The sequence below is a fragment of the Pannonibacter anstelovis genome (genome assembly GCF_036881715.1).
Taxonomy (GTDB): domain Bacteria; phylum Pseudomonadota; class Alphaproteobacteria; order Rhizobiales; family Stappiaceae; genus Pannonibacter; species Pannonibacter anstelovis.
In genome coordinates this window covers 34,810-59,936 of sequence record NZ_JBAKBF010000009.1, presented here as the reverse complement: position 1 = coordinate 59,936, position 25,127 = coordinate 34,810, and the positions used below count along the sequence as shown (strand labels likewise).

Here is a 25,127-nt window from a genome sequence, read left to right as displayed (position 1 = left end):
TTGCGGCGGTGGTGCCAATTTTGCGGTTCCGCCGCTTGTTTGCGGGCAAGGTTTTTAATATTGATAATGGGGTAATACCATTACGCGCAAACGGCGCCGTTATGATGCATGCTGTGCGCGCGCAATTCCGGGAGGTTGAGGTGTCGCCTGAGCAGATACAGCTCGTGCAGGAAAGCTTCGACCGGCTGCGTCCTCAGGGGCCTGCCGTTATCTCGGGTTTCTATTGCCGGTTCTTTGAACTTTCGCCCTCCTTGCGCCCCTTGTTCCGCACTGCGCTGCCTTTGCAGGAGGTGCATTTGCTGGAAGCACTTTCTGCGGTGGTTGCCATGCTCTCCAACCTGCAGATGCTGTTGCCTGAGCTGGAGGCCCTCGCCAAGCGTCACGTAACCTATGGTGTCTGCGCTGTTCATTATCTTGATGCAGGGGAGGCTTTGATGTGGACACTTGAGAGCCACCTTGGCGAAGCCTTCACACCTGAGGTACGGTCGGCGTGGATGGCGGCCTATGCAACGTTGTCCGACATCATGATTGCGAGCGCGGAATACCGCGCAGCCTGAGCGGCGCGCAGAACGGCAGCTTTCGGTGGTGCCGCCCCCGCGCCGGCAAACCGGAGTTTCAGCCATGGATCCGATTACAGTGCTTGGCACGATCAGCGGCACGTCTGCTGATGGCATCGACATGGCCCTGATCACGACAGATGGTGAGCGGCTGCTGTCGGCAGGGCCAGCAGAGACCGAAGCCTATGCTCCCGAAACCCGCGCCGCCATTCTAGCGACCATCGCGGCAGGCCCATCCCGCCGGGATCTTTGGCCGGGGCTGGCCGAGGCCGTGACGCGCGATCATGCGGTTGCCATTGCTACCTTTCTGGCGCGGCTGGAGCGCAAGCCGGATCTGGTCGTCTTCCATGGCCAGACTGTCTGGCATGATCCGGCTGCAGGTGAGACCGTGCAGCTCGGCAACCCGCAGAAGCTGGCCGATGTGCTGGGGCTGCCGGTCGTGGGCGATGTGCGCCAGGCGGATATGGAAGCAGGCGGGCAGGGCGCGCCGCTGGTGCCTGTCTATCACCGGGCACTGGCCGCAGGCCTGAAGCAGCCGCTCTGCTTCCTCAACATCGGCGGAGTGTCCAATCTCACCTATATCGGCGGTGAGCATCTGATGGCCTTTGACATCGGGCCGGGAAATGCGCTGCTGGACGACTGGATCCGGCTGTCCGGTCTCGGTGATTTCGACCGGGACGGACGATGGTCCGGGGCAGGGCATGTGGAAGCCTCACGGGTGGAAATCGCCCTGCGCCATCCCTATTTCGCCCAGCCGGCTCCCAAGTCGCTGGACCGCAATGCCTTCTCGCTGAAATGGGTCGAGGGTCTGTCCTGGCTGGATGGCGCGGCAACGCTCGCAGCCATCACGGCAGAGGCTGTGGCCCGGTCCGCCGCGCTGCTGCCGCGCACGCCGAAAAGCTGGATCGTCTGCGGCGGCGGGCGGCGCAATCTGACCATCATGGCGGAACTGGCGCAGCGGCTGGATGCGGAAGTCGTGAGCTCTGATGTGCATGGCATTGACGGCGATGCCCTGGAAGCGCAGGCAATGGCTTTCCTTGGCGCCCGGTTCATGGCAGGTCTTCCCACCAGCTATCCGCATACGACGGGGGCGCGCGAGCCGGTGATCGGCGGACGCCTCTACCGCCCCTCAGCCTGAGGCGCATGAAGATACATGGACAAGAGCAGACCCATTGACGAAGACGAGGTCTTCGGAAACCGCGAGCGGCAGGATGAGCGGCTGAACGGTGCTGAAATCTACCGCCGGCTGGTGGAAGCCATCGAGGACCGGACGCTGAAGCCCGGAGACCGCCTGCGCGAGGCAGAGCTTGCCGAGATTTTCGGCGTCAGCCGCACTCCGATCCGCGAAGGTCTGAAGCGGCTGGAAGCACAAGGGCTTGCCATTCACGAGCCGAACCGGGGCATGGTGATCCCGACTCTGGACCACCGGCAGATTTCCGAGGTCTATTACATGCGCGAGGTGCTGGAAGGCACAGCCGCCCGCCTTGCCGCCCAGCACGCCTCCAACGCCGAAATCGAGATCCTGACCGAACTGGTCGAGGCGGACCGGCAGCGGGTGGCCGACGAAAGATCCATGGTGCGCTCCAACCGGGAGTTCCACCGGCGCATCTATCTCGCCTCACACAACCGTTATCTCGTCGGCCAGATCGACCACCTGCGCCTGTCGATGATCCTGATGGCGGGCTCGACGCTGGATACGCCCGAACGGCGTGAAACGGCCATTGAAGAGCACGCCGCCATCGTGCGGGCCATAGCCTCGCGCGATCTGGATGCAGCCGAGACCGCCGCCCGCCGCCACATCGAACACGCCCAGAAGACCCGCCTGAAACAGAACTGAGGTGAGGGCCTGCATGACCCATGCACCCTGAAAGAGCCGGTAAAAAGATCAGGGCCATCTGGTCAACCGGCCTTGATGCAGTCTACGATCAGAGGTGGAAATTCTGCTTCGGGCTCAGAGCCCGCCGGGAGGTTAATCAATGAAACGCCGTGATTTTCTGAAAACGGGCGCGCTTGCGGCTGCGGCTGCACCTGCCCTTGCTGCACCCGCCCTTGCGCAGGCAACGCTGAACCTCAAGCTCGTTGGCGGTTTTCCGCGCGGCTTCCCCGGTGTGGGCACCGGGGCCGAAAAGCTTGCCAAGCGCATTGAGGCGATGAGCGATGGCAAGGTGAAGATTACCTATTACGGCGGCGGTGAACTGGTGCCTCCCTTCGAGGTGTTCGGTGCCGTATCCAGCGGCGCGGCTGACATGGGCCATACGGCGTCCTATTACCACGCGGGCAAGGTACGCGCCGCGATGTACTACACCACCGTGCCCTACGGTCTGGAGCAGACCGAACTGTCGGGCTGGATTGCCTATGGCGGCGGGCAGGCGCTGTGGGACGAGGCTTATGCCCCCTTCGGCGTGAAGCCGTTCTATGCGGGCGGTTCGGGTGCGCAGGCTGGTGGCTGGTTCAAGAATCCGGTCACCAAGCTGGATGATCTGGCCGGCCTCAAGATGCGCATTGCCGGTCTGGGCGGCGACGTGATGCGCAAACTGGGCGTTGTGACCGTGCTCACCCCGCCGCCGGAAATCTATCCGGCCCTGCAGTCCGGCGTCGTCGATGCGGCCGAGTTTGTCGGCCCGTGGAATGACGTGGCGCTGGGTCTCTACAAGATCGCACCCTACTACTACCTGCCGGCCTTCCACGAGCCGGGTGCCGCGCTGGAAATGATTGTGAACCAGAACGTCTGGGGAAACATGTCCCCGTCGCTCCAGGCGATCTTCGCTAGCGCCGCACAGGCGCAGGGCGAGGATACGATTGCCGAGTTCCGCTACAACAACACGCGTGTTCTGGCCGATCTGGTCAGCAAGGGTGCCAAGGTCTCGGCCTTCCCGGATGACGTGGTAGCAGCGCTGGGCAAGGCCTCGCGCGAGGTGCTGGAAGCCTATCCGAAGGGTGATGCCGTGGCCGAAAAGGTGCACGCCTCCTACGTTGACTACATCAAGCAGTGCGCCTCCTACACCAAGGCCATGGAAGAGCGCATGTATCACGACCGCGCTGCCGTCTGGGGCGTGTAACATGATAGCGCCCGGACGGCCGTTCGGCTGTCCGGGCTGCCTGTTTCACATCACTGCCAGAACGATGCCCGTGACCGCAGAGATGGTGAGGGTGGCGAAGGTGAGGATCATGCCGGTCATACGGAAGATCAGCTGCTCCTTCGGCTGGGAAACGCCATAGGCGTGCGATACACGGCCGATCGTGAAAGCGAGGCCGAGGGCATGCACGAGCAGAACCGGTGCGCCCTGCAATTCGCACATGAGGATCAGGATCAGCACGAGCGGCACATATTCGGCGAAGTTGCCGTGGACGCGCAGACGGCGCAGCAACTCCGTGTCGCCGCCATCCCCCAGCGCCAGCTGAAGGCTCTTGCGGCGGCCGACGACGCGGAAACTCAGGTAGATGTAGATCAGCCCCAGAACCCCTGCATAGATGGGAGTGGCGCTGAGAAGAAGTGCTGTCTGCTGCAAGGTGTTTCTCCCAGTGTGGGCGGCTGCACGTGTCCCTTGCCATGATGCGACAGGATTGCCCATCTCCCGTCAGGGTTTCAGCTCACGACAATATTCGCGGCAAGGCCGCCGGTCGAGCTTTCCTTGTAACTTCGCGCGCGCCAGTGAGATGTTGCGGCCCATATCTGGCTGTGTCCGGCGGCACTGCGCAGGTTCAATCCGGCAAGCAGTGCCACGCCCTCAGGACCACAGCGCCTCAAAAACCGCGAGCGAGAAGCCGATATGATCGCTCAGAAGGCGGGCAGCGCGCTCCGGGTCCCGGTCGAGGGCTGCCTGCATCAGCTCCGTGTGCGGGCCAAGGCCAAGCGTCTTTTCATAGGTTTCCCGCAGCCGCCCTTGCGGGTCGTCATCCATACGGGCGCGCACCTCGGGAGAGCTGAGCATGTGCCGCTGGTGGCGGCGGAGCTGGTCATTGACCTGGCTGGCAAAGAGCTGCAGCCAGGGGGCCTGGGTGCCGGAGAGAAGGGCAGCGTGAAACGCATCGTGCCGCCGCTCCCACAGGTGGATGGCATCGCGCGCGGCGTTCGGCACTGGCACGGGCGTGGAAGCCAGCTGGTGATGCGCTGCGACCACACGTCCTTCCCAGTCTTCGTTCCCTTCAGCAATGGAGCGGATGAAAAGCCTCGGCTCTATGGCAAGCCGCGCATCCTGAAGATCGCGCAGGCTTTCTGCCGAGACGCCGCAGACCCTGTAGCCGCGATTGGGTGCCAGCACCACCAGCCGCTCTGCCTCCAGCCGCGACAGCGCCTCGCGCAAGGGCGTCCAGCCAAAGCCGAACCGCTCCTTCAACAGGGAGACGGTCAGCGGCGCGTCAGGGGCGAGGGAGCATTCCAGAATGGCGTTGCGCAGGGCGTTGTAGGCGTCTTCCGTCTTCGGCATGCCGTTTGGATTTCCGGTTGTGGTCTGTCTATGCATCTGAGCAGGAATATATGACCTGTCAAATTATATATAATCCTTGCGGCCGTGCAGGTCCCCTGTTAGCGTGGCCGTATGAGCCGCAGACCTGCGGAGGTGAGTGCGCTTGCTTGCACCACAAGACCGGCAGAGGGAGATTTAATGACCGGAGCATCCAGCCTTCATCCGCTTGACCAGGGCGATCCACTCGGCCCCAAGCGTGCCGCCTTTGCCCTGCCAGAGGGCGTCATCTATCTGGATGGCAACTCCCTTGGCACGCTGCCGGCCCATGTACCGCAGCGCGTCGCAGATGTCGTGAGCAAGCAGTGGGGCGAAAGCCTCATCCGTGCCTGGAACGAGCATGACTGGGTGGATCTGCCGCGCCGTGTGGGCGACCGGATCGGCCGTCTGGTGGGCGCTGCGCCCGGCACGGTGATCGCCGGTGACAGCACCTCGATCAATCTGTTCAAGGTGCTTTCCGCCGCCCTTGCCCTGCGCCCGGAGCGCAAGGTGATCCTCTCCGACACCGGCAACTTTCCGACGGATCTCTACATGGCGCAAGGCCTGCGGGACCTGCTGAATGCCGGCCATGAGCTGCGTCTCGTCGCCCCGGAGGAGGTGGCAGGCGCCATCACGGATGAGATTGCGGTTATGATGATCACACAGGTCGACTACCGCACGGGCCGCCGTCATGACATGGCAGAGCTGACCCGGCTTGCCCATGAGGCCGGTGCCCTTGCCATCTGGGATCTCGCCCATTCGGCCGGTGCCTTCAAGGTGGAGCTGGATGCCTGCGGCGCCGATTTTGCCATCGGCTGCGGCTACAAGTATCTGAATGGCGGCCCAGGTGCCCCGGCTTTCCTCTATGTGGCAGAGCGCCATCAGGCTGCTGCCCGCCAGCCGTTGAACGGCTGGATGGGTCACGATGCGCCCTTCGCGTTCGATCTCGATTACCGCGGAGCACAAGGGGTGGACCAGTTCCGCGTCGGCACCCCGCCGATCCTGTCGCTCTCCGCACTCGATGCGGCGCTGGATGTGTTTGACGATGTGGATATGGACGTACTGCGGGCGAAATCCGTTTCCCTGTGTGAGCTGTTCATCAAGGAAGTGGAAAGCCGCTGCGAGGGGCTGGAGCTGGCAAGCCCGCGCAATGCTGATGAGCGCGGCAGCCAGGTCTCCTTCCGCTTTGCCGAGGGCTATGCCCTGATGCAGGCATTGATCGCACGCGGCGTCATTGGCGATTTCCGGGCGCCGGATATCGTCCGCTTCGGCTTCACACCGCTCTACCTGTCACATGCTGATGTGGTGAAGGCCGTCGACATTCTGGTGGACATTCTCGCCACCCGCAGCTGGGACGCGCCGCAGTTCAAGACTCGCGCCAAGGTGACCTGAGATGAGCGCCAAGACACCTTATGATCCGTCGGAAGACGGCGCGCAGATGCGCTTTGACGGGCGCATGTCCTACGGCGACTATCTGTCACTGGACAAGATCCTGACGGCACAGGCCCCTCTGTCCGAGGCCGATGACGAGCTGCTGTTCATCATCCAGCACCAGACCTCCGAACTCTGGATGAAGCTGGCGCTGCATGAGCTGACGTCGGCCAAGGCCCATATCGCCAGCGGCAACGTGCAGCCCGCCTTCAAGCTGCTCACCCGCGTGGCGCGGATCTTCGAGCAATTGAACTCTGCCTGGGACGTGCTTCGCACGATGACGCCCAGCGACTACACCACCTTCCGCGCGGCGCTGGGTCAGTCTTCCGGCTTCCAGTCGTTCCAGTACCGGGCGATCGAATTCATGGCCGGCAACAAGAATGCAGCCATGATGCGTCCGCATGAGCATGTGCCCGGCGTTCATGGCTGGCTGGAAGCCATCCGTCAGGAAACCAGCCTCTATGACGAGGCCATCCGGCTGCTTGCCCGTTCCGGCTTCGAGATTTCGGACGCGATGCTGAACCGGGATGTGTCGCAGCCCTACGCGGCGGACGAGTCGGTCCGCCAGGCCTGGATCGGGGTTTACCGTGATCCGGCCCGCTACTGGACGCTCTACGAGCTGGCGGAAAAGCTGGTCGATTTCGAGGACTATTTCCGGCGCTGGCGCTTCAATCATGTGACCACGGTGGAACGCGTGATCGGCTTCAAGCGCGGCACCGGCGGCACCAGTGGAGTCGTCTATCTGCGCCGTATGCTCGAAGTGGTGCTCTTCCCGGAACTCTGGGACCTGCGCGCGGATCTGTGACCTTACAGTTAGTCCCGATGGGCGAGGCTCATCGGGATCCTCTCAGGCCCGGCGGGTAATGGCCTGCCGGGGCTTGCGCACTTTCAGCACCTTGGACTGGTTGCGCCGCCGCTCCTGGTCCTCTTCGCATTGCTGGACAAGGTCTGCAAAAGGCACTGGCCGGCTGAAGAGGAAGCCCTGATACTCATCGCAGCCATTGGCCCGCAGCCACTCAAGCTGTTCCGCCGTCTCGACCCCTTCTGCCACGATCCGCACATTCAGCACATTGCCGAGAGAAATGATCAGCCGCGTGATCGGAGCTGCCGTCTTCAGATCATTGATGAACGTTCGGTCGATCTTCAGCACGTCAATGGGATAATTCTGCAAATAGGCCAGGTTGGAATAGCCCGTTCCGAAATCATCTATCAGTATGTTGTAGCCGCACTTCTTCATGCGTGACAGAGAGAAGCGCATAGCCGGGCTGTCGCCCAGCAGCATGGATTCGGTTATTTCGAAACCGATTCTGTGCGGATCGCAACCTGTTTCCTGTGGCAGCAGCAGGAGCTTTTCGATCAGTTCCTGATCCTGGAACTGGCGTACGGAAAGGTTCAGGGACAGGCTGATATCGATGCCCGCATCCTGCAGGTGCTTCTGGTGCAGCGCAACTTGCCGGTAAACCCATTCGCCCACCTCCACGATCATGCCGGTTTCTTCGCAGGCCGGGATGAAGCTGCCGGGGTTTAACAGGCCACGTCTTGGGTGCTGCCACCGGATCAGGGCCTCGGCTGAGAGGATGGCTCCGGTCCTGACGCAGACACGCGGCTGGAAATGCAGGAGAAATTCATTGTTCTCCAGTGCACGCCAAAGGTCCTGCTCCAGCGCGACGCGTTCATCAAGACGCTGGCGCAGGTCCATGGAGAACGGAGTGATCGTGTTGGCGCGTCCGCCCCGCGCCTCGTAAAGCGCAAGATCACCATGGCGCATCAAGGTGTCCATGTCCTTGCCATCATCCGGGCAGACGCTCATGCCAGCGGCGGCGCTCACCTGGAGCAGCTGGCCGCCGATATCCATGGGTTCGCTGAAAAGATCCAGCAGCTGGCGGCCGGTGTCCTGCGGGTTGAGACCGGCGGCCCGCTCGGGAATGCAGACGATGAACTCATCGCCGCCAAGGCGCGCAACAGTTCCCCTTTCGCCGGCAAACCCGGACAGCCTGGCTGCAGCTGCGCTCAGCACCAGATCGCCAGTGATATGGCCCAGAGTGTCGTTGATGACCTTGAAGCCATTGAGATCGATGAAATAGAGGTAGAGGTTCCGGCCTTCGGTCAGGGCAGCGTTGATCATGGCCGGCAGGCGAGACTGAAGGTAGAGCCGGTTCGGCAATCCGGTCAGGAAGTCGTGGTCCGCCAGGAATCTGGCCCGCTCCTGGGTTTCCTTCAGCTCGGTGACATCAATTTCGCTGACCAGATAAGCCTGCACACCGGTGACCGCATCGCGGCAGGTCCGGGCTGTTATCTCGTGCCAGCGGATGCCATTCGTTGTACGGGTCTGGGCCACCACCTTGCAATCCGAGCCATAATCCAGAGCTCCCATCATCGCTTCTGCGATAGACCCGTCCACAAGCCGGTTCTGGAGGGTCAGCTCGGTTTCGATCTGCGAGGCGCGTGAGGCGGGATTACGGTAAAGCGGAGCACCATTGCGGGAGTACAGGGAGATCATGACAGGCGTATGCAGCAAGGCTTCTGCACTGCGCAGCGTCTCCGGCCTGATCTCGTGGTTGACAATGCCTTCGCACAGCATGCCGGTGCGGCCATCCTTCAGACGGGTTCCCCGAAAGATAACCTGCAGCGTCTTTGGTACCCCAAGAGGATAAAGCGTCCAGGTCTCGGTGAAGGTTGCATCGCTTCGCTGGAAGTCGGCCTTGTATTGGTTCAGCCGCTCCGCAACCGTCCGGGACATATCCGAGCTGAGATCGCGGGATCGCAATTGTTCGAGGCTCGATGCTCCCCATACCTCAAGGCCGCTGGCATTGGCCCACAAGATACGCTTCAGATCGAAGTCGTAGATCCAGAGTGCGGTCGCGATACGCCCGAGCTGGTCAAGCAGCTCTTCTGCCTCTACCTCGCAAGTCCGGAAGAAATCGTCCGTCTCTGACTTCATCTAAGTGGTGCCGTATATCCTTGGGGTCAATTTTCGAAACTCGGCAACTGCCTCTAAAATGACGCTTTGATGTTCGCATCGTGAGGTTTGACAGGTTCTGGAACATCCAAAGAAATGCCAAGCCGCTTTCAATCTCTAATCGTAGTCTCACATTTCAGTATTCAATGAATGTGTTTTCCAAGGCTTAATCGGGATAGTTACGAATAAGTAAATTTTAATGCATGCGCGTTGCCAAATTCGTTTGAGATTATGATGTTTCCGGCTTTTTTCGCCGTCCTTGTGCGTGGTTATGGTAAACAGGGGCAAGCCGTTGAAATAAGGAAGATGCTGAAAATACTTGGAATTTCGCTTCTATGCTTTCCTGGCTGGGGCCTTTGGTGAGGTTTTATGTATTTATGGTTGTATTTAGGTAGTTGTGATTTGCCCGGCTCCGGCTCTCTTGGAAAAGGTTTTCAGCTTGCCTGTCTGGCGTTGTCAAGAAAGCCAAAAAGGCGCCTTGATATATTTTAAATTCAAAGTAATCTCATTTTCTGACTTCTTTCGCGCTTCATCGCCTCTCGCAGTGCCGAAGCATCCGGGATGCTGCCGCATCTCACCTTGATTGCGCAGGCGCCCCATGGGATTGACCAGCATTTCCATGCGTCGGCCGATTGAGAGTTGGTATCATTGGCCGTAACCGGAGTTTGCCTTGCCCAGCCTTATCGACATAACACCGCCGCTTCGGGCCAGTTCTGCCGTTTTTCCGGGTGACGCGCGCTTCGAGCTGCGGCACACCTTTTCCATCGGTCCCGGCTGCCCGGTCAATGTGGCAGCCTTTTCCATGTCCGTGCATTGTGGCGCCCATGCGGACGCGCCGCTGCACTATGCCAAGGATGGCGCCACGATCGATCAGCTGGCGCTGGAGGATTACATCGGTCCAGCCCGCGTGATTGACGCAAGAGGCGCCGGCCCTCTCGTTGCGCCACAGGACATCGAGGCAGCGCTGGTTGACGTGCCGCAGCGGGTGCTTCTGCGCTGCGAGGAAAGCCTTGATCCGGATGTGTGGCCGGAAGGCTTCCGCGCACTGGCGCCAGAGACGGTCGAGCTGCTGGCTTCACGGGGCGTGCGGCTGGTAGGGGTCGATGTGCCCTCCGTTGACCCGGACACGTCAAAGGACCTTCCCTCTCACATGACTGTGTTCCGGCATGACATGCGGATTCTGGAAAATCTGGTACTGGCGGGTATCGAGCCGGGGGATTATGAGTTGATTGCTCTGCCCATCCGGCTAGAAGGACTGGATGCGGCGCCTGTCAGGGCGGTCCTGCGCACGCTAGCGAGGGACTGAGGGTAACCTGACACCGGGCGCAAGAAGAAACAATAAGGGCGCTGCCAATCGCAGCGGCGGGGAAAATCAGATGCTGGAACTCGACCAGCTTGTCATGCAGTTTGGCGGCTTCACGGCTGTTGATCACTGTACCTTCCAGGTGAAGGAAGGCACGATCACAGGCCTGATCGGTCCCAATGGCGCTGGCAAGACAACGCTTTTCAATCTCATTGCAGGTGCATTTCCTCCGGTGGCGGGCAAAATCCGTTTCTGTGGTGAGGATGTGACCGGTCTGCCGGCCAACAAGCTGTTCCACAAGGGTCTGGTGCGCACCTTCCAGATCCCGCACGAGTTTCACCGGCTGACGGCGCTGGAAAACCTGATGATGGTGGCCCCGGCCCAGCCGGGCGAGAACCTTCTGGCCAACTGGTTCAACTGGGGCAGGGTGGCCAGTTCCGAGGCAGAGGTTGTCCGCCGGGCCTGGGAGACGCTGGACTTCCTTGAGCTCACCCATGTGGCGGGCGAGCGGGCCGGCAATCTTTCCGGCGGGCAGAAAAAGCTGCTGGAACTGGGCCGCACCATGATGACGGATGCCAAGCTGGTGCTGCTGGATGAGCCCGCTGCCGGCGTCAACCGCACGCTGCTGCGCAAACTGGAAGAAAAGATCCAGATCCTCAATCGCGACCGCGGCTACACCTTCATCCTCATCGAGCACGACATGGAGATGATCGAGAAGCTCTGCCATCCGGTCGTCTGCATGGCGGAAGGCAAGGTTCTCATCGCCGGAGACTTCCAGACCGTGCGCTCCGATCCAAGGGTGCTCGAAGCCTATCTCGGTGAAACGCAGGGAGATGCAGCATGAGCGCGCTCCTGGCAATGCAGTCCCTCACCGGGGGCTATGGCGAGACCAACATTCTCAATCAGGTGTCGATGACCGTGAATGACCGCGAGATCGTGGTCATCGTCGGCCCCAACGGGGCGGGCAAATCCACCGCGATGAAGGCCATCTTCGGCCTTCTCACCATTCGCGGCGGCTCCATCACCTTCGATGGCACCGATATCACCAGCTGGGCGCCGAACCAGATCGTCCAGCGCGGCATCTGCTACGTGCCGCAGGTGGACAATATTTTCCGCGAAATGAGCATCCACGAAAACCTCGAGATGGGTGCCTTCCTGCGCAAAGGCGATCTCTCGGCCGCCTTTGACCGGGTTTACACCCTGTTCCCGGATCTGAAGGCGCGCCGCAAGACACCGGCGGGCAATCTCTCCGGCGGGCAGCGGCAGATGGTGGCCATGGGCCGGGCGCTGATGCTCGATCCCAAGCTTCTGCTGCTGGACGAGCCGACGGCGGGCCTTTCGCCGAAATACATGGAGCAGATCTTCCAGATCAGCCGCGATGTCCGCGATACGGGCGTCGCCATCCTGCTGGTGGAGCAGCATGCCAAGCAGGCCCTTGCCTTTGCCGACCGGGCTTATGTGCTGGCGGCAGGTGCCAACCGGCACGAAGGCACGGGGCAGGCGCTTCTCGCCGACCGCGAGGTCGCAGAAATGTTCCTGGGCGGGTGAGGCTGAGACAAGATGACCTTTCTGGATTTCATCAATTTCTACATCGTGCCGGGGCTCGTCATGGGCTCCATTTATGCGCTGGGCGCCGTCGGCATCACGCTGGTGTTTGCGATCCTGCGCTTTGCGCATCTGGCCCATGGTGATCTGGCAACGCTCGGTGCCTTCCTGGCTCTGGCGCTGGTGACAGCCCTTGGCATTCCACCTCTGGCGGCACTGCCCTTCGCCATCCTGGCGACGGCGGGCGTGGCCGTGGGTCTCGACAAGGTGTTCTATGAGCATCTGCGCAACCGGCCGAAAATCATCACCGTGATGGCGACGCTGGGTGCGGCGCTTATGGTCCGTGCCGTGGTGCAGGTGGTCTGGGGTGTCGATACCCAGACCTATTCCCGCGGGCTGGTGCGGCCGGAGAATTACTTCGGCATCCGCGTGCGCGACCGGGAGATCTACACGCTCATCGCCATGCTGCTTCTGGTGGCCGGGCTTCAGCTGTTCCTGTCCCGCTCCAAGTGGGGCAAGGCCATGCGGGCCATGTCGGACAATCCGAACCTGGCTCTGCTGTCGGGCATCGACAACCGCAAGGTCGTCATGCTGACTTGGATCATTGCCGGTGGCCTCTGCGCGGCTGCAGGCGTGTTCCTCGGTCTCAACACGGAACTGAAGCCGATGATGGGCTGGTCCATGCTGCTGCCGATGTTTGCCGCCGCCATTCTGGGCGGCGTCGGGCGTGTGGAAGGGGCTGTGCTCGGAGGGCTGATCGTCGGCATCGCGGAAGAGATGTCCGTGATGTTCATTCCGAGTGAGTACAAGGCGGGGATGGCCTTTGCCATCCTGCTGTTCATGCTGCTTGTGCGGCCCACGGGCCTGCTGCGCGGCAAGGTCCTCTGACAGGGAGATTGCGCCATGGAACTCATCGGCCTTGCAAACTATGCCCTGTTCATGGGCGTCTTCATCGGCATCTACGCGCTTCTGGCGCTGGGGCTGAACATTCAGTGGGGCTTCACCGGCCTGTTCAATGCCGGCATCGCGGGCTTCTTCGCGGTCGGGGCCTATACCTCCGCCATCCTGACCAGCCCGCATGTGGATGGCCGGCTCGGCGGCTTTGACCTGCCGGTACTTTTGGGCTGGGCCGGTGCCATGCTGGCGGCGGGCGCCATCGCCTGGCCGATTGGCAAGATCTGCCTGCGCTTCCGTTCCGACTATCTGGCGATCGCCACGATCGGCATTGCCGAGATCATCCGCCTCGTCATCAAGTCTGAAGACGCACTGACGGGCGGCGCGCGCGGCATCACCGGCATTCCGCGCCCCTTCGGCGATCTGCCCTATGTGCAGTCGCAGATGGCCTATCTGGCGATTGTCATTGTGGTGCTGGGCATTGCCTACATGATGATCCAGCGGCAGATTGCTTCGCCCTGGGGCCGCATGATGCGCGCGATCCGTGACAACGAGCTGGCAGCCACGGCCATGGGCAAGGACATTGCCTACCGCCGCCTGCAGTCCTTCATCTTCGGCGCGGCGCTCATGGGGCTGGGCGGGGCGCTCTTTGCCCATTTCAACCGCTCGATCACCCCGGAAGCCATCGACCCGATGATTGCCACTTTCCTCGTCTGGATCATGCTGATCCTCGGCGGATCGGGAAATAACAAGGGCGCAATCCTGGGTGCGGCGATTGTATGGATCATCTGGTCTGTTTCAGAGATTGCAACGGACCGCCTGCCGCATGAATATGCGGTCAAGGCCAAGTACATCCGCGTCTTCCTCATCGGACTGATGCTGCAGCTGGTCCTGCGCTTCCGCTCCGAGGGGCTGTTGCCGGAAACTCTTCCGGACAACCCGCCCAGGCCGCAGAAGCAGGGGACTGGTGCCTGACCTGGCCGCGGGACTAAAGTTTGCAATGAGGGGCAAAAGCCCCCGCTTTGTGGAGGTAATGAAATGACGCATAAGCTTCTCGCTCTGGCAGGTTCTCTCCTGGCCGCGACTGCTCTGGCCAGCGTTCCGGCCAAGGCAGATGTGAAGATTGGCCTGCTCGGCGGCATTTCCGGCCCGATCGCTGCTATGGCTCCGGCGATGGTTGATTCGGCCCAGCTGGCAATTTCCGCAGTCAACGAGCAGGGCGGCATCCTCGCCGGTGAAAAGCTCGTGCCGGTCATCGGCGACAGCGCCTGCAACCCGCAGAACGGCACGGACGCAGCCACCAAGGCCGTGAACATCGACGGCGTTGTCGGCGTCGTTGGCCCGCATTGCTCGGGCGCCGTAATTGCCGCAGCCAACTCGGTCACCATTCCGGCCGGTATCGCGCTGATCACCCCATCGGGCACCTCGCCGGAAATCACCGGCCTGAAGGACAATGACACCGTGTTCCGCACCGTGCCGTCCGACGACTTCCAGGGCCGTGCTCTCGCCCGTACCCTGAAGGCTCAGGGCTACGGCAAGGTGGCCGTTGCCTATCTCAACAACGACTACGGCTCCGGCCTCGCCAATGCCTTCAAGGCCGAGTACGAAGCCATCGGCGGCGAGATCGCAGGTTTCGCTGCCCATGAAGGCGAGAAGGCCTCCTACCGGTCCAACCTTGCCGAGCTCGCCCAGGGCGGCGCCGATACGCTCGTCATCTTCGACTATGGTGACGGCAGCGGCCTGACCATGCTGCGCGAAGCGCTGGAAAACGGCTTCTTCGAGAAGTTCGTCGGCGGCGACGGCATGAAGTCCGACGCTCCGATCCGCGAGCTGGGCGCAGACAACCTCGCCACCTTCGTTGCTTCCTCGCCGGTTGGCGAGAAGTCGGCAGCCCTCGAAGCCTTCAATGCAGCCTTCAAGGCCAAGGGCGGTGATCCGGATGCGATCTTCGTTACCACCTCCTATGACGCCGCCTTCCTGATGGCTCTGGCCATCGAAAAGGCTGGCGGTGACAAGTCCAAGGTGGCTGCTGCCATCCGTCAGGTTGCCGGCGCTGAAGGCGGCGAGCCGATCCTGCCGGGCGAGTGGAAGAAGGCCAAGGAGCTGATCGCCGCTGGCAAGGCCATCGACTATCAGGGCGCTGCAGGCGAACATTCCTTCGACGAGGCCGGCGATGTTCCGGGCGCTTACTCCCTGTTCAAGGTCGGCGCCAACGGCTTCGAAGTCCTGACCGAAATGAAGTGATGTGAGGTGTCCGGCCCAAGGCTGGGCTGGCACTTGGCATAAACGATCACATGAAACCGGCGGCCCATAGGCTGCCGGTTTTCGTTTGGATGCGGCTTTGATCAGCCGCGGAAGATGAACCCCGCGCCAACGGCGATCAGCGAGAAGCCGATCAGGTGATTGAAGCGCAGCGGCTCACCCAGATAAAACACGGAGAAGAGCACGAAGACCGTCAGCGTCAGGACTTCCTGAATGGTCTTCAGTTCGGCGGCATTGAAATAGCCGTAGCCGATGCGGTTGGCAGGAACCTGCAGGCAATATTCGAAAAAGGCGATGCCCCAGCTGACCATGATGACGATCCAGAGCGCGGTGCTCTTGAACTTCAGATGGCCGTACCAGGCGAAAGTCATGAATATGTTGGAGGCAAGCAGGAGACCGATGGTCACCAGCGGAACGGGAAGGGAAGCCATGTCAGGATGCACTCCGGCAAGAAAAGGCGCTGGCCGGGCATGATTCCTGCCGCGAGCCAGCGCCTTCACTTGCGCGCAGTTGGCGGCGCGCGCAAGGCCTTCGTGACCCCTCCCTGCGTCATTTTGTGAGAATCAGCTTGCCAAGCTTGGTGATCGTCAGCCGGTAGGTTTCGTCATTGTGCCGGATGCGCACTTCGCGCGAGCCCTTGAACAGGGATGTGCTTTCCAGCATGCCGTTATGCTCTGCCGCTGCGCTCTTGCGCATTCCCGGAAGGCTCAGTTTCTCCTGGCGCAGGCTGTTCTGGCTGGACACGGCATGGGAAGGGGGAACGTGGCGCATGAAATTACCTCGACAGCTCAACAGTTTGGACAAGTTCCAATGTGCGGTGCGCCCGCAACATTTAACTTGACTGTAATACTCATAATAAGCTATCAAGACAAGGCCTGAGCGGCGGTGCTTCGGAAATCGCGTCCTTCGAACCACACGCTCTCAGGAGGCTGACCTTCAGTCAAAATGCCTGGCAAGCCAGCTGTTTTCTCCTCTCCCTCAGACAGCAAGCCAGCCCGGCGTTCCCCGCTTCAAGCGGGGAGGCCTGCGGGCCCGTTTGCTGCCCCTTGAGGCAATCTCTTCCCGAACAGATTTCCCGCAACAGACAGTCATCCGAGCACAACCCTCCGGTTGATGCTGCGTGGCCGCCTGACCGTTGCTGCCCAAGAAAAAACGCCGGACCTGTCGGGACCGGCGTCTCAATTCAATCGCCTTGCGGCCTGCCGTAGCAGGGAACCGGTCAGCTGGCGGCGGCGAGAGAAATTTCGCCGATGTTCAGCAGCTGGCGCAGGTCCGTGCGGTTCTCGGAGATGTCTTCGATGGTCTTGCTGTCCAGCACGTCCATGAAGGCTTCCAGCGCCTCATGCAGAACGCCGTTGAAGCCGCAGGTCGTCAGGATCGGGCAATCCTTCCGGCCGGAGTTGAAGCACTCGGCAAGATAGAAGGATTCTTCGGCAACCCGCACGACCTCGCCGAGCGTGATCTTGTCGGCAGGTCTTGCCAGAACAATCCCGCCGTTGCGGCCGCGCAAGGTCTTGATGAGGTCCGCATCCACCAGGATCTTCATGATCTTGAAGAGGTGCGTTTCGGACATACCGAAGCTGGCGGCAATTTCTGCCACCTTGCTGGGACGGTCCGGGTTCGCTGCGCAGTACATCAGCGTGCGAACGGCATAGTTGGTTTGTTGAGTAAGACGCATAGGTTTTAATATGTCCTCAACAGGGGCTACCGTCAATGGGATAAACGCGTAAGGACCGCAGCATTCTGCGGCTCACGGCATTGGTGCCGATACGTCAGTTTTTGGCCGTCTCCGGGGGGAGATTCCCCGGCAAAAAGATGTCGATGCCTATCCGCTCCTGTTCCGCGATCACCGGTGTGCCGTCAATCAACGCCTTCAGCACCCGGACTGCGCTGCGGATCTCGTGACCGGGGTTCTGCGCGATCAGCGCGTCAATGGTGCCGTTCAGCAGCGCCCGGCGCGTGTATGGCGTCAGTTCATGGGCGATGAAGGTTACCTGCCGTTCCACGCCGCGTTCCTCCAGTGCTGAAATGACACCCCGGTTGCCGCCGCCTGCATTGTAGAGCCCTTCAAGGTCCGGATGCTCGTCGAGCAGGCGCAGGGTGATGTCGCGTGTCCGCTCGTTGTCGTCGCGCCCCTCACGCACTTTCAGGGCCTGCAAGCCGGGCTGAAGCTCTTCCAGCACCTCAAGGCAGCTGCCGTGGCGCTCCGCATGGTCACGCAGGCCCAGCGAGCCGGCAATGAAGCCGACCTTGGCCGTTGAGCCGGGGCGGTTGCCGGCAATGAACCGGGCGAGCAGCTGCCCGGCAGAGCGGCCTGCCGCCACATTGTCGATGCCTGCAAAATGCGCCCGCGCCGAGGCCGGATGATCAGAGATGAGGGTGACCACCGGCACATCCCGCATGGCCAGCCGGTCGATGGCGGCGCGCACTTCCGGCGAGCTTGGCGCTACGACGGCCACCCCGTCGCAGATGCTCTTGTCGAGTACGGCCAGCGTTCCGGCGACCGAATGGCTGTCGAAGGCATCAATGGGGGTGATGGTCATCACCACCCGTTCGCCCGCAACACGCAGCGCCACCTGTTCCGCCTCGCGCTTCAGGTCTTCCATGAAGGCGTTGGTGCTCTGGGGAATGAGGAAATGCAGCCGGTAGCGGCGCCGTTTGGCAAGATTGGCGGCATGGACATCGGGCGTATAGCCCAGCTCCCGCACGGCTGTTTCAACCCGCTCCACCGTTGCGGCCCGCACACCCGGCCTGCCGTTCAGCACTCTGTCGACGGTGGCAAGGCTCACTCCGGCCCGCGCCGCCACATCATGAATGGTCACACGCTGCATCATCACTCCCCAGCTGCCCCGACTATAGCGGCCGCATCGGGCTTGTCAGCAATTTTGTGCAATGCAGCAAGTGCTGCTTTCAGCCGAGGACAGCCTGTCCTGCCGCATGGCCCGAGGCCCAGGCCCACTGGAAATTGAAGCCGCCGAGATGACCGGTCACATCCACCACCTCGCCGATGAAATAAAGCCCCGGCACATCATTGGCTTCCATGGAGCGGGAGGAGAGGGCGGTGGTGTCCACGCCGCCCAATGTCACTTCCGCCGTGCGGTAGCCTTCCGTTCCGGCTGGCAGCAGCTGCCAGCTGTTGATTGCGCTGCCCGTCCTCTGCAGCACCTTGTCGGGCTGATCTGCCAGCCGTCCGCCAAAGCCATGGGCCGCGCTCAGCTCCTCGGCCAGCCGCTTGGGCAAAAGCCCGGCAAGCGCAGTGCGCACATCCTGCTTGCCGTGGCTGGTCTTGCCCGCCTTCAGCGCGGCAAACACATCGGTCTGCGGCAGCAGATCAACGGTGATCGGCTGCCCTTCGCGCCAGTAGGACGAGATCTGCAGGACCGACGGGCCGGAAAGCCCCCGGTGCGTGAAGAGCAGCCCCTCGCGGAAGCGCGTCTTGCCGAAGCTGACGACCGCATCCACCGACACACCCGCAAGCTTGGTGCAGAGGATCTTGTTGTCGTCCGAAAAGGTCAGCGGCACCAGCGCGGGGCGGGGCTGAACCACGGCAAGGCCGAACTGCTTTGCAATCTCGTAGCCGATGCCGGTGGCGCCCATCTTCGGGATCGACGGCCCGCCGGTCGCCACCACCAGCGCCCGGGTGCGCAGGGCCCCCCGTGAGGTGGCAACGGAAAACCGGTCATCCGGCTTGCTGACGGCGGTAAAGGACGTTTCCATCCACAGCTTCACGCCTGCCGCCTCCGCCTCGCGCAGCAGCATGTGGATGATGTCCATGGCGGCGTTGTCGCAGAACAGCTGGCCGAGGGTCTTCTCATGCCAGGGAATGCGGTGCGCCTCCACCAGCTTGAGGAAATGCTGCGGCGTATAGCGCTTCAGCGCCGAAACGCAGAAGCGCGGGTTCTGCGACAGGAAATTGGCCGGCGTGGTGTGCAGGTTGGTGAAATTGCACCGCCCGCCGCCGGAAATCCGGATCTTCTCCGCCGGGCGTTTGGCATGGTCGATCACCAGCACGGAAAGCCCCCGCTTTCCCGCCTCAATCGCACACATCAACCCGGCCGCCCCGGCGCCGAGCACAAGAACATCAATATCGGTCATGGGCTGCTTATAGGGCTTTGCCGGTGGGACGGCTAGCGGGGGGATGAGGGCATGCTACTTATTTGACAGCCACCCGCTTACGACAATTGACAATCAATCAACCTGGGGAGATGCTCACAAAAGACGTTGCAATTTACGAAAGTCAACATTCGGTTGTCATTTTGATTTGACGATCAAAAAAAATTCCAATCAATCAAATTTGGCTTGCGCGTTTGCGGTGATATGTTATTGTTACCTCATTAAGAGTGTCGGGGATTGATCATGTCGAGCTTGCTTGAAAAGCTAAAAGCAGAACGCGCGCAAGTGGCTGAGCAGCTTACTGCTTTGCGCGCGACCCTTAAAGAATTTGACACTGCGATCGCAGCCCTTGAAGGGACTGTAATGCATACGCCTCGCCTGACAGAAGTGAAAATGACCCTCAAAGAGGTGATTGTTCAGGTTCTGGCCGATGGGCCACTGACAACCGAGGAGGTCGCAGCGGCTGTTCACGCGAAAAGCGGCTTTAATTCTTCTCAAGCGTCCGTCGCATCAACGCTGTCACGTCTTAAGGGGGAGGAATTGGTTGAACGAAACAGCAATGGGCAGTGGCAATTGCCCGTTCAAGAAACCTCCAAACAATTGGAGGAAAGCCCCGCAAACGACGTTGGCGCGTCGTTTGCGGATTAAACTAACCTCGAAGCCCGCGGTAGGGAGAAAGGAGGCAAGAATGGCTTGGTATGTCATCGTCAGAAGATGCTGAGGCCCCATTTGTGGGATCAACATCTTACAACTGAGAAAGGGGTTGTTTCATGCCCAAAAAAAGCATCCCGGTGGCTGGTTGAAGTGCGCCAACCTTCCATCGGCAGCCCCATAGGGGGTAAAAGGCCAAGCGAAGCTAGCTTCGCTTGGCATCCTTTCTGTATAAAAAATCATAGTCGATTGCTCGCAGATTGTCAACTCAGTACTTATTAATCCAATTGAATTCAATGCATTATAAGTGGCGGTATCCACGCTTCAAGAAACTTCCAAACAATTGGAGGAAAGCCTCGCAAATGACGTTGGCGCGTCGTTTGCGGATCAAACTAACTTCGAAGCCCGCGGTAGGGAGAAAGGAGGCAAGAATGGCTCGGCATGCTGGCGGCAGAAGATGATCAGCCTGCAAATGCGGGTTTAAAATCTAGCGACTTAGAAAGGCAATAACTTCATGTCCCTAAGCCGCATCCTGATGGCTGGTTGAAGCGCGACAACCTTTCATCTGCAGCCTCGTTGGGGGTAAAATGCCAAGCGAAGCTAGCTTCGCTTGGCAACTCTTTTATTTGAGAAATGGTGCCACTCGTTTGATGAGTGGTTCTGAGTAATTTTAATGTTGTAAATCAATATCTTGCGCCATTTTTAACCCCGGCAGAGAGCGTACTGACCAACTTTTTGAGCAAGTCAAAACGCAAGCCACGGTCGCGTTCGTGAGCGCAATGAAACCAGACAATGCATTGGCTCATGCGTGAGGTTTCGATCGAAGCGTCACTCAAGATTTTGCCTGACGCGCCTTGATTGCGCGTCAACTCTTGTCGATTGAGCGATAGAGCACGTCAAATAGGCTGCCGTTTTGTCCAAAAATTCTGACCAGCTTCAAACGAGATTTGTGCCCCCGTCAGCTCACGAGATCATTCCCCCTCAATAAGCCGCCTCAGTCGATCCCATCTCCACGTAGACGCTCTTGATCTGGCTGTAGTGGGCAATGGCCGCGTGGCCGTTTTCGCGGCCGATGCCGGAGGATTTGAAACCGCCGAAGGGCATCTGGATGGGGGTGAGGTTGTAGGTGTTGATCCAGCAGGTGCCGGCCTGAAGCTGGCCGATGACCCGGTGGGCGCGCTGGATGTCGCGGGTGAAGACGCCGGCGCCGAGGCCGAATTCGGTGGCGTTGGCGCGGGTGATGACTTCTTCTTCCGTTTCGAAATCGAGCACGCACATCACCGGGCCGAAGATTTCCTCACGGGCAATACGCATGGAGTCCTGAACATCGGCAAAGACGGTCGGCTCGACGAACAGGCCCTGCGGGAACTGCGGCACCTGCGCGGCCTTGCCGCCGCAGACGAGCCTTGCGCCTTCGTCCTGGCCCAGCTTCATGTAGCCCAGCACCTTGTCATACTGCGCCTTTGACACGAGCGGGCCGAGGTTGACGGCCTCGTCCAGCGGGTCACCCATCACCGCATTGGCGGTGCGCTCGGCAAGGCGCTTCAGGAAGGCGTCCTTCAGGCCCTTCTGCACGAAGACGCGGGTGCCGTTGGAGCAGACCTGTCCGGTGGAATAGAAATTGGCGTTGATCGCCGCCGAGACGGCGCTTTCGAGATCGCAATCATCGAACAGGATCAGCGGAGACTTGCCGCCGAGTTCCAGCGTCAGATGCTTGAGGCTGGAGCCCGCAAGGCCAGCCACCTTGCGGCCCGTCGGCACGGAGCCGGTGACGGAGACCTTGGCCACAGCCGGATGGGAGACGAGCTTTGCTCCCACATCGCCCGCGCCCTGCACCACGTTGAACACCCCGGCAGGAACGCCAGCCTCCGTGAGCGCTTCAGCCAGCTTCAGGGCGGAGAGCGGCGTCACTTCCGAGGGCTTGAAGATCATGGCATTGCCGCAGGCAAGGGCAGGAGCGGCCTTCCAGCAGGCGATCTGGATCGGGTAGTTCCAGGCGCCGATGCCAACGCAGATGCCCAGCGGCTCGCGGCGGGTGTAGGCGAAGGAGCCGCCAAGATCGATGTGCTCGCCGGTCAGCGTGGCGGCGAGATTGCCGAAATATTCAAGGCAGTCCGCGCCGGAAGCCGCATCGGCGATGAGCGTTTCCTGCAAGGGCTTGCCAGTGTCCAGTGTTTCAAGCTCGCTCAACTCCCGGTTCTGCTGGCGCAGGATGTCCGCCGCCCGGCGCAGCACCCGGCCGCGCTCCGTGGCAGGCATTGCGGCCCAGAGCTTCTGTCCCTCGCGGGCGGCTGCGATGGCCGCCTCGATGGTGGCGTCATCTGCGCCATGCAGCCGGGCGATCACTTCGCCGGTGGCCGGGTAGATGCTGTCGAATGCAGAGCCTTCGGGGCTCTCCACATAGGCGCCGCCGATATAGTGGGAGGCTGCGGGTTGCGCGCGCATGGGCTTCGCTCCGTTCTGTTGACTGGGTGCCGCTTCGGGCACTCTTGTGTTCGGTCTTTTGGATCAACGCTGGCTGTTTTGCCAGTCCGGATGGATCCACGGTTCCTGATTGGAGGCGGGCAGGGGCGTGCGGCCAAGGATATGGTCCGAAGCTTTCTCACCCACCATGATCGAGGGGGCGTTGAGATTGCCGTTGGTCACCTGCGGGAAGATGGAGCTGTCTGCGACCCGCAGCCCATCGACGCCGATCACCCGGCATTCCGGGTCCACCACCGCCATGGGATCGTCCTTGGCTCCCATGCGGCAGGTGCCGCAGGGATGGTAGGCGCTTTCCACATGCTCGCGGATGAAGCCGTCCAGCTCCTCATCGCTCTGCAGATGGCTGCCGGGCTGGATTTCCTTGCCCCGGAAGGGGGTGAAAGCCTCCTGCCCGAAGATCTCCCGCGTCAGGCGGATGCAGGCGCGGAAATCCGCCCAGTCATCGGCATGAGACATGTAGTTGAAGCGGATCGACGGCTTGTCCAGCGGATCACCGCTTCTGAGCCGCACTTCGCCACGGGACTTGGAGCGCATCGGCCCGACGTGGGCCTGGAAGCCATGCCCCTCCGCCGCTGCCTTGCCGTCATAGCGCACGGCAAAGGGGATGAAGTGGAACTGGATGTCCGGATAGTCGATGCCGGCCTTCGAGCGGATGAAGGCGCAGGCCTCGAACTGGTTGGAGGCGCCAAGCCCCGTTCCTGTGAACAGCCACTGCGCCCCGATCAGCGCCTTGGAGATGAGATTCCAGTGCTTGTAGAGCGTGATCGGCTGGGTACAGGCCTGCTGCAGGTAAAGCTCCAGATGGTCCTGCAGGTTGGCACCAACGCCGGGCCGGTCGGCCACGACTTCGATGCCGTGGTCCTTCAGATGCTGCGCGGGGCCAATGCCGGAGTGCATCAGCAGCTTGGGCGAGTTGATCGAGGAGGCGGAGATGATCACCTCGCGCCGGGCATGGGCGACCTGCGGCGCGCCGCTGCCGCGCTGATATTCCACGCCTGTGGCCCGGCCATTCTCGATCACTACCCGCCGAACAAGCGCGCCGGTGATCAGCTCCACATTGCCGCGCTTGAGGGCGGGCTTCAGATAGGCATTGGCGGCGGACCAGCGCTGACCCTTGTAGACGGTCATCTCCATGTCGCCGAAGCCTTCCTGCTTCTCGCCGTTGTAGTCGGCGGTGGTCTCGTAGCCCGCCTGCCGCCCGGCTTCGATGAAGGCATTGAACAGCGGATTGTGCTTGGGCCCGCGCTGCACATGCAGGGGGCCGCTGCGCCCGCGCCAGCCATCATCACCGGCCTTGGCATTCTCCATCCGCTGGAAGTAGGGCAGCACATGCCGGTAGCCCCAGCCGCTGGCACCCATGTCCTCCCAGGTGTCGAAGTCCTTCGCGTGGCCGCGCACATAGACCATGCCGTTGATGGAAGACGAGCCGCCGATCACCTTGCCGCGCGGGGTGGCCAGCACGCGGCCGCCCAGATGCGGCTCCGGCTCGCTGGCAAAGCCCCAGTCATAGCGGCGCATGTTCATGGGATAGGAGAGGGCGGCCGGCATCTGGATGAAGGGCCCGGCATCCGTGCCGCCAAATTCCAGCACCAGAACGCGGTTTGCAGGGTCCTCCGACAGGCGCGCGGCCATGGCGCAGCCCGCAGAGCCTGCCCCCACGATGATGAAGTCATATCCGCTCATGGCTGCACCTCGTTCCCGGCTCCGGATTTACGCATGCGGATCTGCGCTTCCACATAGTCCTCAACCATGCGGATGGCGGTTTCCCTGTCCGGCGATTTCCGGCTCAGGGCCTGCCGGATCCACACGCCGTCGATCATGGATGCGGTGCCTTCAGCGACCTCCGCTGCATCTCTCGCAGACAGGAAGGCCTTCAGGTTGAAGGTCAGGTTGGAGGTCAGACGCGCAGCATAAATGCGCAGCAGGCGCTGGTTGGATTCGGCTGTCTGGGCCTGCGCGTAGAACGACAGCCACGCGGCAATCACAGCCTCGCGGAACTGCTCTGGATCGAAGTTCCCGGCGATAATGGCCGAGATCCGCTCACGCGGGGTCGAGGCTGCGGCAAGCCTTGCGCGGATGCCCTGGCCCAGCTCATGCAGCAGGTGCCGCATGGTGGCCGCAAGCAGTTGATCCTTCGAGCCAAAATAGTGGTGAGCCAGTCCGCCGGACACGCCGGCGCGGCGGGCGATCTGGGCAATCGTCACATCACAGAAGCCCGTCTCGTGAATCGCGTCCACCGTCGCTTCGATGAGGGTGCGGCGGCGCTCCGCTTCCATCCCGATTTTCGGCATCAGGCACTCCTTTCCATGCCCTATGGATATTTTTAATTGATCGATCAATCAATCAAAACTTGCCAAGCCTGCGGCAAAATGTTTCATTAGCAAAATCCAGAGGGGTAAACCGCACCGCAAAGACGGGCATAGAAAAGGTTCCCCATTGCATAAGGGGTCCTGCCGGGTTCATTTGACCGTGAACACCGGGGACGA

General features: G+C 61.3%; 25 protein-coding genes. 13 read left to right on the top strand and 12 right to left on the bottom strand.

What is annotated here, in order from left to right:
* Positions 1–20: 20 nt before the first annotated feature.
* The 4 genes from V6L75_RS14570 (at position 21) to V6L75_RS14555 (ending at position 3,616) form a co-directional block, all read left to right on the top strand.
* Positions 21–557, top strand: coding sequence for a globin domain-containing protein (locus V6L75_RS14570; RefSeq protein WP_334252213.1), 537 nt, complete (start codon positions 21–23; stop codon positions 555–557).
* Positions 558–621: 64 nt separating this feature from the next.
* Positions 622–1,695, top strand: a complete 1,074-nt coding sequence (locus V6L75_RS14565; RefSeq protein ID WP_334252212.1) for an anhydro-N-acetylmuramic acid kinase — start codon at positions 622–624, stop codon at positions 1,693–1,695.
* A gap of 81 nt (positions 1,696–1,776) precedes the next feature.
* Positions 1,777–2,394: a GntR family transcriptional regulator gene (locus V6L75_RS14560; RefSeq protein ID WP_334252341.1), complete on the top strand. Its 618-nt coding sequence runs from the start codon at positions 1,777–1,779 to the stop codon at positions 2,392–2,394.
* Positions 2,395–2,533: 139 nt separating this feature from the next.
* Positions 2,534–3,616: a TRAP transporter substrate-binding protein gene (locus V6L75_RS14555; RefSeq protein ID WP_334252211.1), complete on the top strand. Its 1,083-nt coding sequence runs from the start codon at positions 2,534–2,536 to the stop codon at positions 3,614–3,616.
* A gap of 45 nt (positions 3,617–3,661) precedes the next feature.
* Here V6L75_RS14555 and V6L75_RS14550 read toward each other — a convergent pair whose 3' ends face one another.
* Positions 3,662–4,066 carry an MAPEG family protein gene (locus tag V6L75_RS14550; RefSeq protein ID WP_334252210.1) on the bottom strand — a complete coding sequence of 135 codons (405 nt, stop codon included), beginning with the start codon at positions 4,064–4,066 and terminating at the stop codon, positions 3,662–3,664.
* A 219-nt stretch (positions 4,067–4,285) separates the two neighbouring features.
* Positions 4,286–4,984, bottom strand: coding sequence for a GntR family transcriptional regulator (locus tag V6L75_RS14545; protein ID WP_334252209.1), 699 nt, complete (start codon positions 4,982–4,984; stop codon positions 4,286–4,288).
* 177 nt (positions 4,985–5,161) lie between these two features.
* Between V6L75_RS14545 and kynU the strand changes: the two genes are divergently transcribed.
* Together kynU and kynA are read left to right on the top strand one after the other, a co-directional pair.
* On the top strand, positions 5,162–6,391 hold the full coding sequence (gene kynU / locus V6L75_RS14540) for a kynureninase (RefSeq protein WP_334252208.1): 1,230 nt from the start codon (positions 5,162–5,164) through the stop codon (positions 6,389–6,391).
* Between the two features lies 1 nt (position 6,392).
* Complete coding sequence (kynA, locus tag V6L75_RS14535; RefSeq protein WP_334252207.1) at positions 6,393–7,235, top strand: tryptophan 2,3-dioxygenase; 843 nt, start codon at positions 6,393–6,395, stop codon at positions 7,233–7,235.
* Between the two features lie 42 nt (positions 7,236–7,277).
* Here kynA and V6L75_RS14530 read toward each other — a convergent pair whose 3' ends face one another.
* Positions 7,278–9,371 (bottom strand): putative bifunctional diguanylate cyclase/phosphodiesterase, encoded by a 2,094-nt coding sequence (locus V6L75_RS14530; protein ID WP_334252206.1) that lies wholly within the window; start codon positions 9,369–9,371, stop codon positions 7,278–7,280.
* A 474-nt stretch (positions 9,372–9,845) separates the two neighbouring features.
* Complete coding sequence (locus V6L75_RS14525; protein WP_334252205.1) at positions 9,846–10,010, bottom strand: hypothetical protein; 165 nt, start codon at positions 10,008–10,010, stop codon at positions 9,846–9,848.
* Between the two features lie 49 nt (positions 10,011–10,059).
* Between V6L75_RS14525 and kynB the strand changes: the two genes are divergently transcribed.
* From kynB to V6L75_RS14495, 6 genes are all read left to right on the top strand, one after another.
* Entirely contained in the window at positions 10,060–10,695 is a 636-nt protein-coding gene (gene kynB / locus V6L75_RS14520) for an arylformamidase (RefSeq protein WP_334252204.1), read from the top strand.
* Positions 10,696–10,765: 70 nt separating this feature from the next.
* Positions 10,766–11,536, top strand: coding sequence for an ABC transporter ATP-binding protein (locus V6L75_RS14515; protein ID WP_334252203.1), 771 nt, complete (start codon positions 10,766–10,768; stop codon positions 11,534–11,536).
* Positions 11,533–12,240 carry an ABC transporter ATP-binding protein gene (locus V6L75_RS14510; protein ID WP_334252202.1) on the top strand — a complete coding sequence of 236 codons (708 nt, stop codon included), beginning with the start codon at positions 11,533–11,535 and terminating at the stop codon, positions 12,238–12,240. The genes V6L75_RS14515 and V6L75_RS14510 overlap by 4 nt, the downstream gene beginning before the upstream one ends.
* A gap of 12 nt (positions 12,241–12,252) precedes the next feature.
* The gene (locus V6L75_RS14505) at positions 12,253–13,125 is read left to right on the top strand and encodes a branched-chain amino acid ABC transporter permease (RefSeq protein ID WP_334252201.1); all 873 of its coding nucleotides are present in this window, start codon (positions 12,253–12,255) and stop codon (positions 13,123–13,125) included.
* Positions 13,126–13,140: 15 nt separating this feature from the next.
* Positions 13,141–14,106, top strand: a complete 966-nt coding sequence (locus tag V6L75_RS14500; protein WP_334252200.1) for a branched-chain amino acid ABC transporter permease — start codon at positions 13,141–13,143, stop codon at positions 14,104–14,106.
* Between the two features lie 63 nt (positions 14,107–14,169).
* Positions 14,170–15,375: an ABC transporter substrate-binding protein gene (locus V6L75_RS14495; RefSeq protein ID WP_334252199.1), complete on the top strand. Its 1,206-nt coding sequence runs from the start codon at positions 14,170–14,172 to the stop codon at positions 15,373–15,375.
* 101 nt (positions 15,376–15,476) lie between these two features.
* Here the strand turns inward: V6L75_RS14495 and V6L75_RS14490 are convergent, their stop codons facing one another.
* The 5 genes from V6L75_RS14490 to V6L75_RS14470 all read right to left on the bottom strand — a co-directional run bounded on the left by V6L75_RS14490 (position 15,477) and on the right by V6L75_RS14470 (position 19,488).
* Positions 15,477–15,824, bottom strand: a complete 348-nt coding sequence (locus V6L75_RS14490) for a DMT family protein (protein WP_050472133.1) — start codon at positions 15,822–15,824, stop codon at positions 15,477–15,479.
* 118 nt (positions 15,825–15,942) lie between these two features.
* Positions 15,943–16,164 carry a hemin uptake protein HemP gene (gene hemP / locus V6L75_RS14485; RefSeq protein WP_334252198.1) on the bottom strand — a complete coding sequence of 74 codons (222 nt, stop codon included), beginning with the start codon at positions 16,162–16,164 and terminating at the stop codon, positions 15,943–15,945.
* 448 nt (positions 16,165–16,612) lie between these two features.
* Positions 16,613–17,071, bottom strand: a complete 459-nt coding sequence (locus tag V6L75_RS14480) for an Rrf2 family transcriptional regulator (protein WP_334252197.1) — start codon at positions 17,069–17,071, stop codon at positions 16,613–16,615.
* Positions 17,072–17,165: 94 nt separating this feature from the next.
* Positions 17,166–18,227: a LacI family DNA-binding transcriptional regulator gene (locus tag V6L75_RS14475; protein ID WP_334252340.1), complete on the bottom strand. Its 1,062-nt coding sequence runs from the start codon at positions 18,225–18,227 to the stop codon at positions 17,166–17,168.
* Positions 18,228–18,303: 76 nt separating this feature from the next.
* Positions 18,304–19,488: a BaiN/RdsA family NAD(P)/FAD-dependent oxidoreductase gene (locus V6L75_RS14470; RefSeq protein ID WP_334252196.1), complete on the bottom strand. Its 1,185-nt coding sequence runs from the start codon at positions 19,486–19,488 to the stop codon at positions 18,304–18,306.
* A 261-nt stretch (positions 19,489–19,749) separates the two neighbouring features.
* Between V6L75_RS14470 and V6L75_RS14465 the strand changes: the two genes are divergently transcribed.
* A complete protein-coding gene (locus V6L75_RS14465; RefSeq protein WP_334252195.1) occupies positions 19,750–20,154 on the top strand; it encodes a hypothetical protein in 405 nt (134 codons plus the stop codon).
* Between the two features lie 984 nt (positions 20,155–21,138).
* Here the strand turns inward: V6L75_RS14465 and betB are convergent.
* The 3 genes from betB to betI form a co-directional block, all read right to left on the bottom strand.
* Positions 21,139–22,602, bottom strand: a complete 1,464-nt coding sequence (gene betB / locus V6L75_RS14460; protein ID WP_334252194.1) for a betaine-aldehyde dehydrogenase — start codon at positions 22,600–22,602, stop codon at positions 21,139–21,141.
* 63 nt (positions 22,603–22,665) lie between these two features.
* On the bottom strand, positions 22,666–24,324 hold the full coding sequence (gene betA / locus V6L75_RS14455) for a choline dehydrogenase (RefSeq protein WP_334252193.1): 1,659 nt from the start codon (positions 24,322–24,324) through the stop codon (positions 22,666–22,668).
* Complete coding sequence (gene betI, locus V6L75_RS14450; protein ID WP_334252192.1) at positions 24,321–24,932, bottom strand: transcriptional regulator BetI; 612 nt, start codon at positions 24,930–24,932, stop codon at positions 24,321–24,323. Before betI ends, betA begins: the two co-directional genes overlap by 4 nt.
* Between the last annotated feature and the right edge of the window lie 195 nt (positions 24,933–25,127).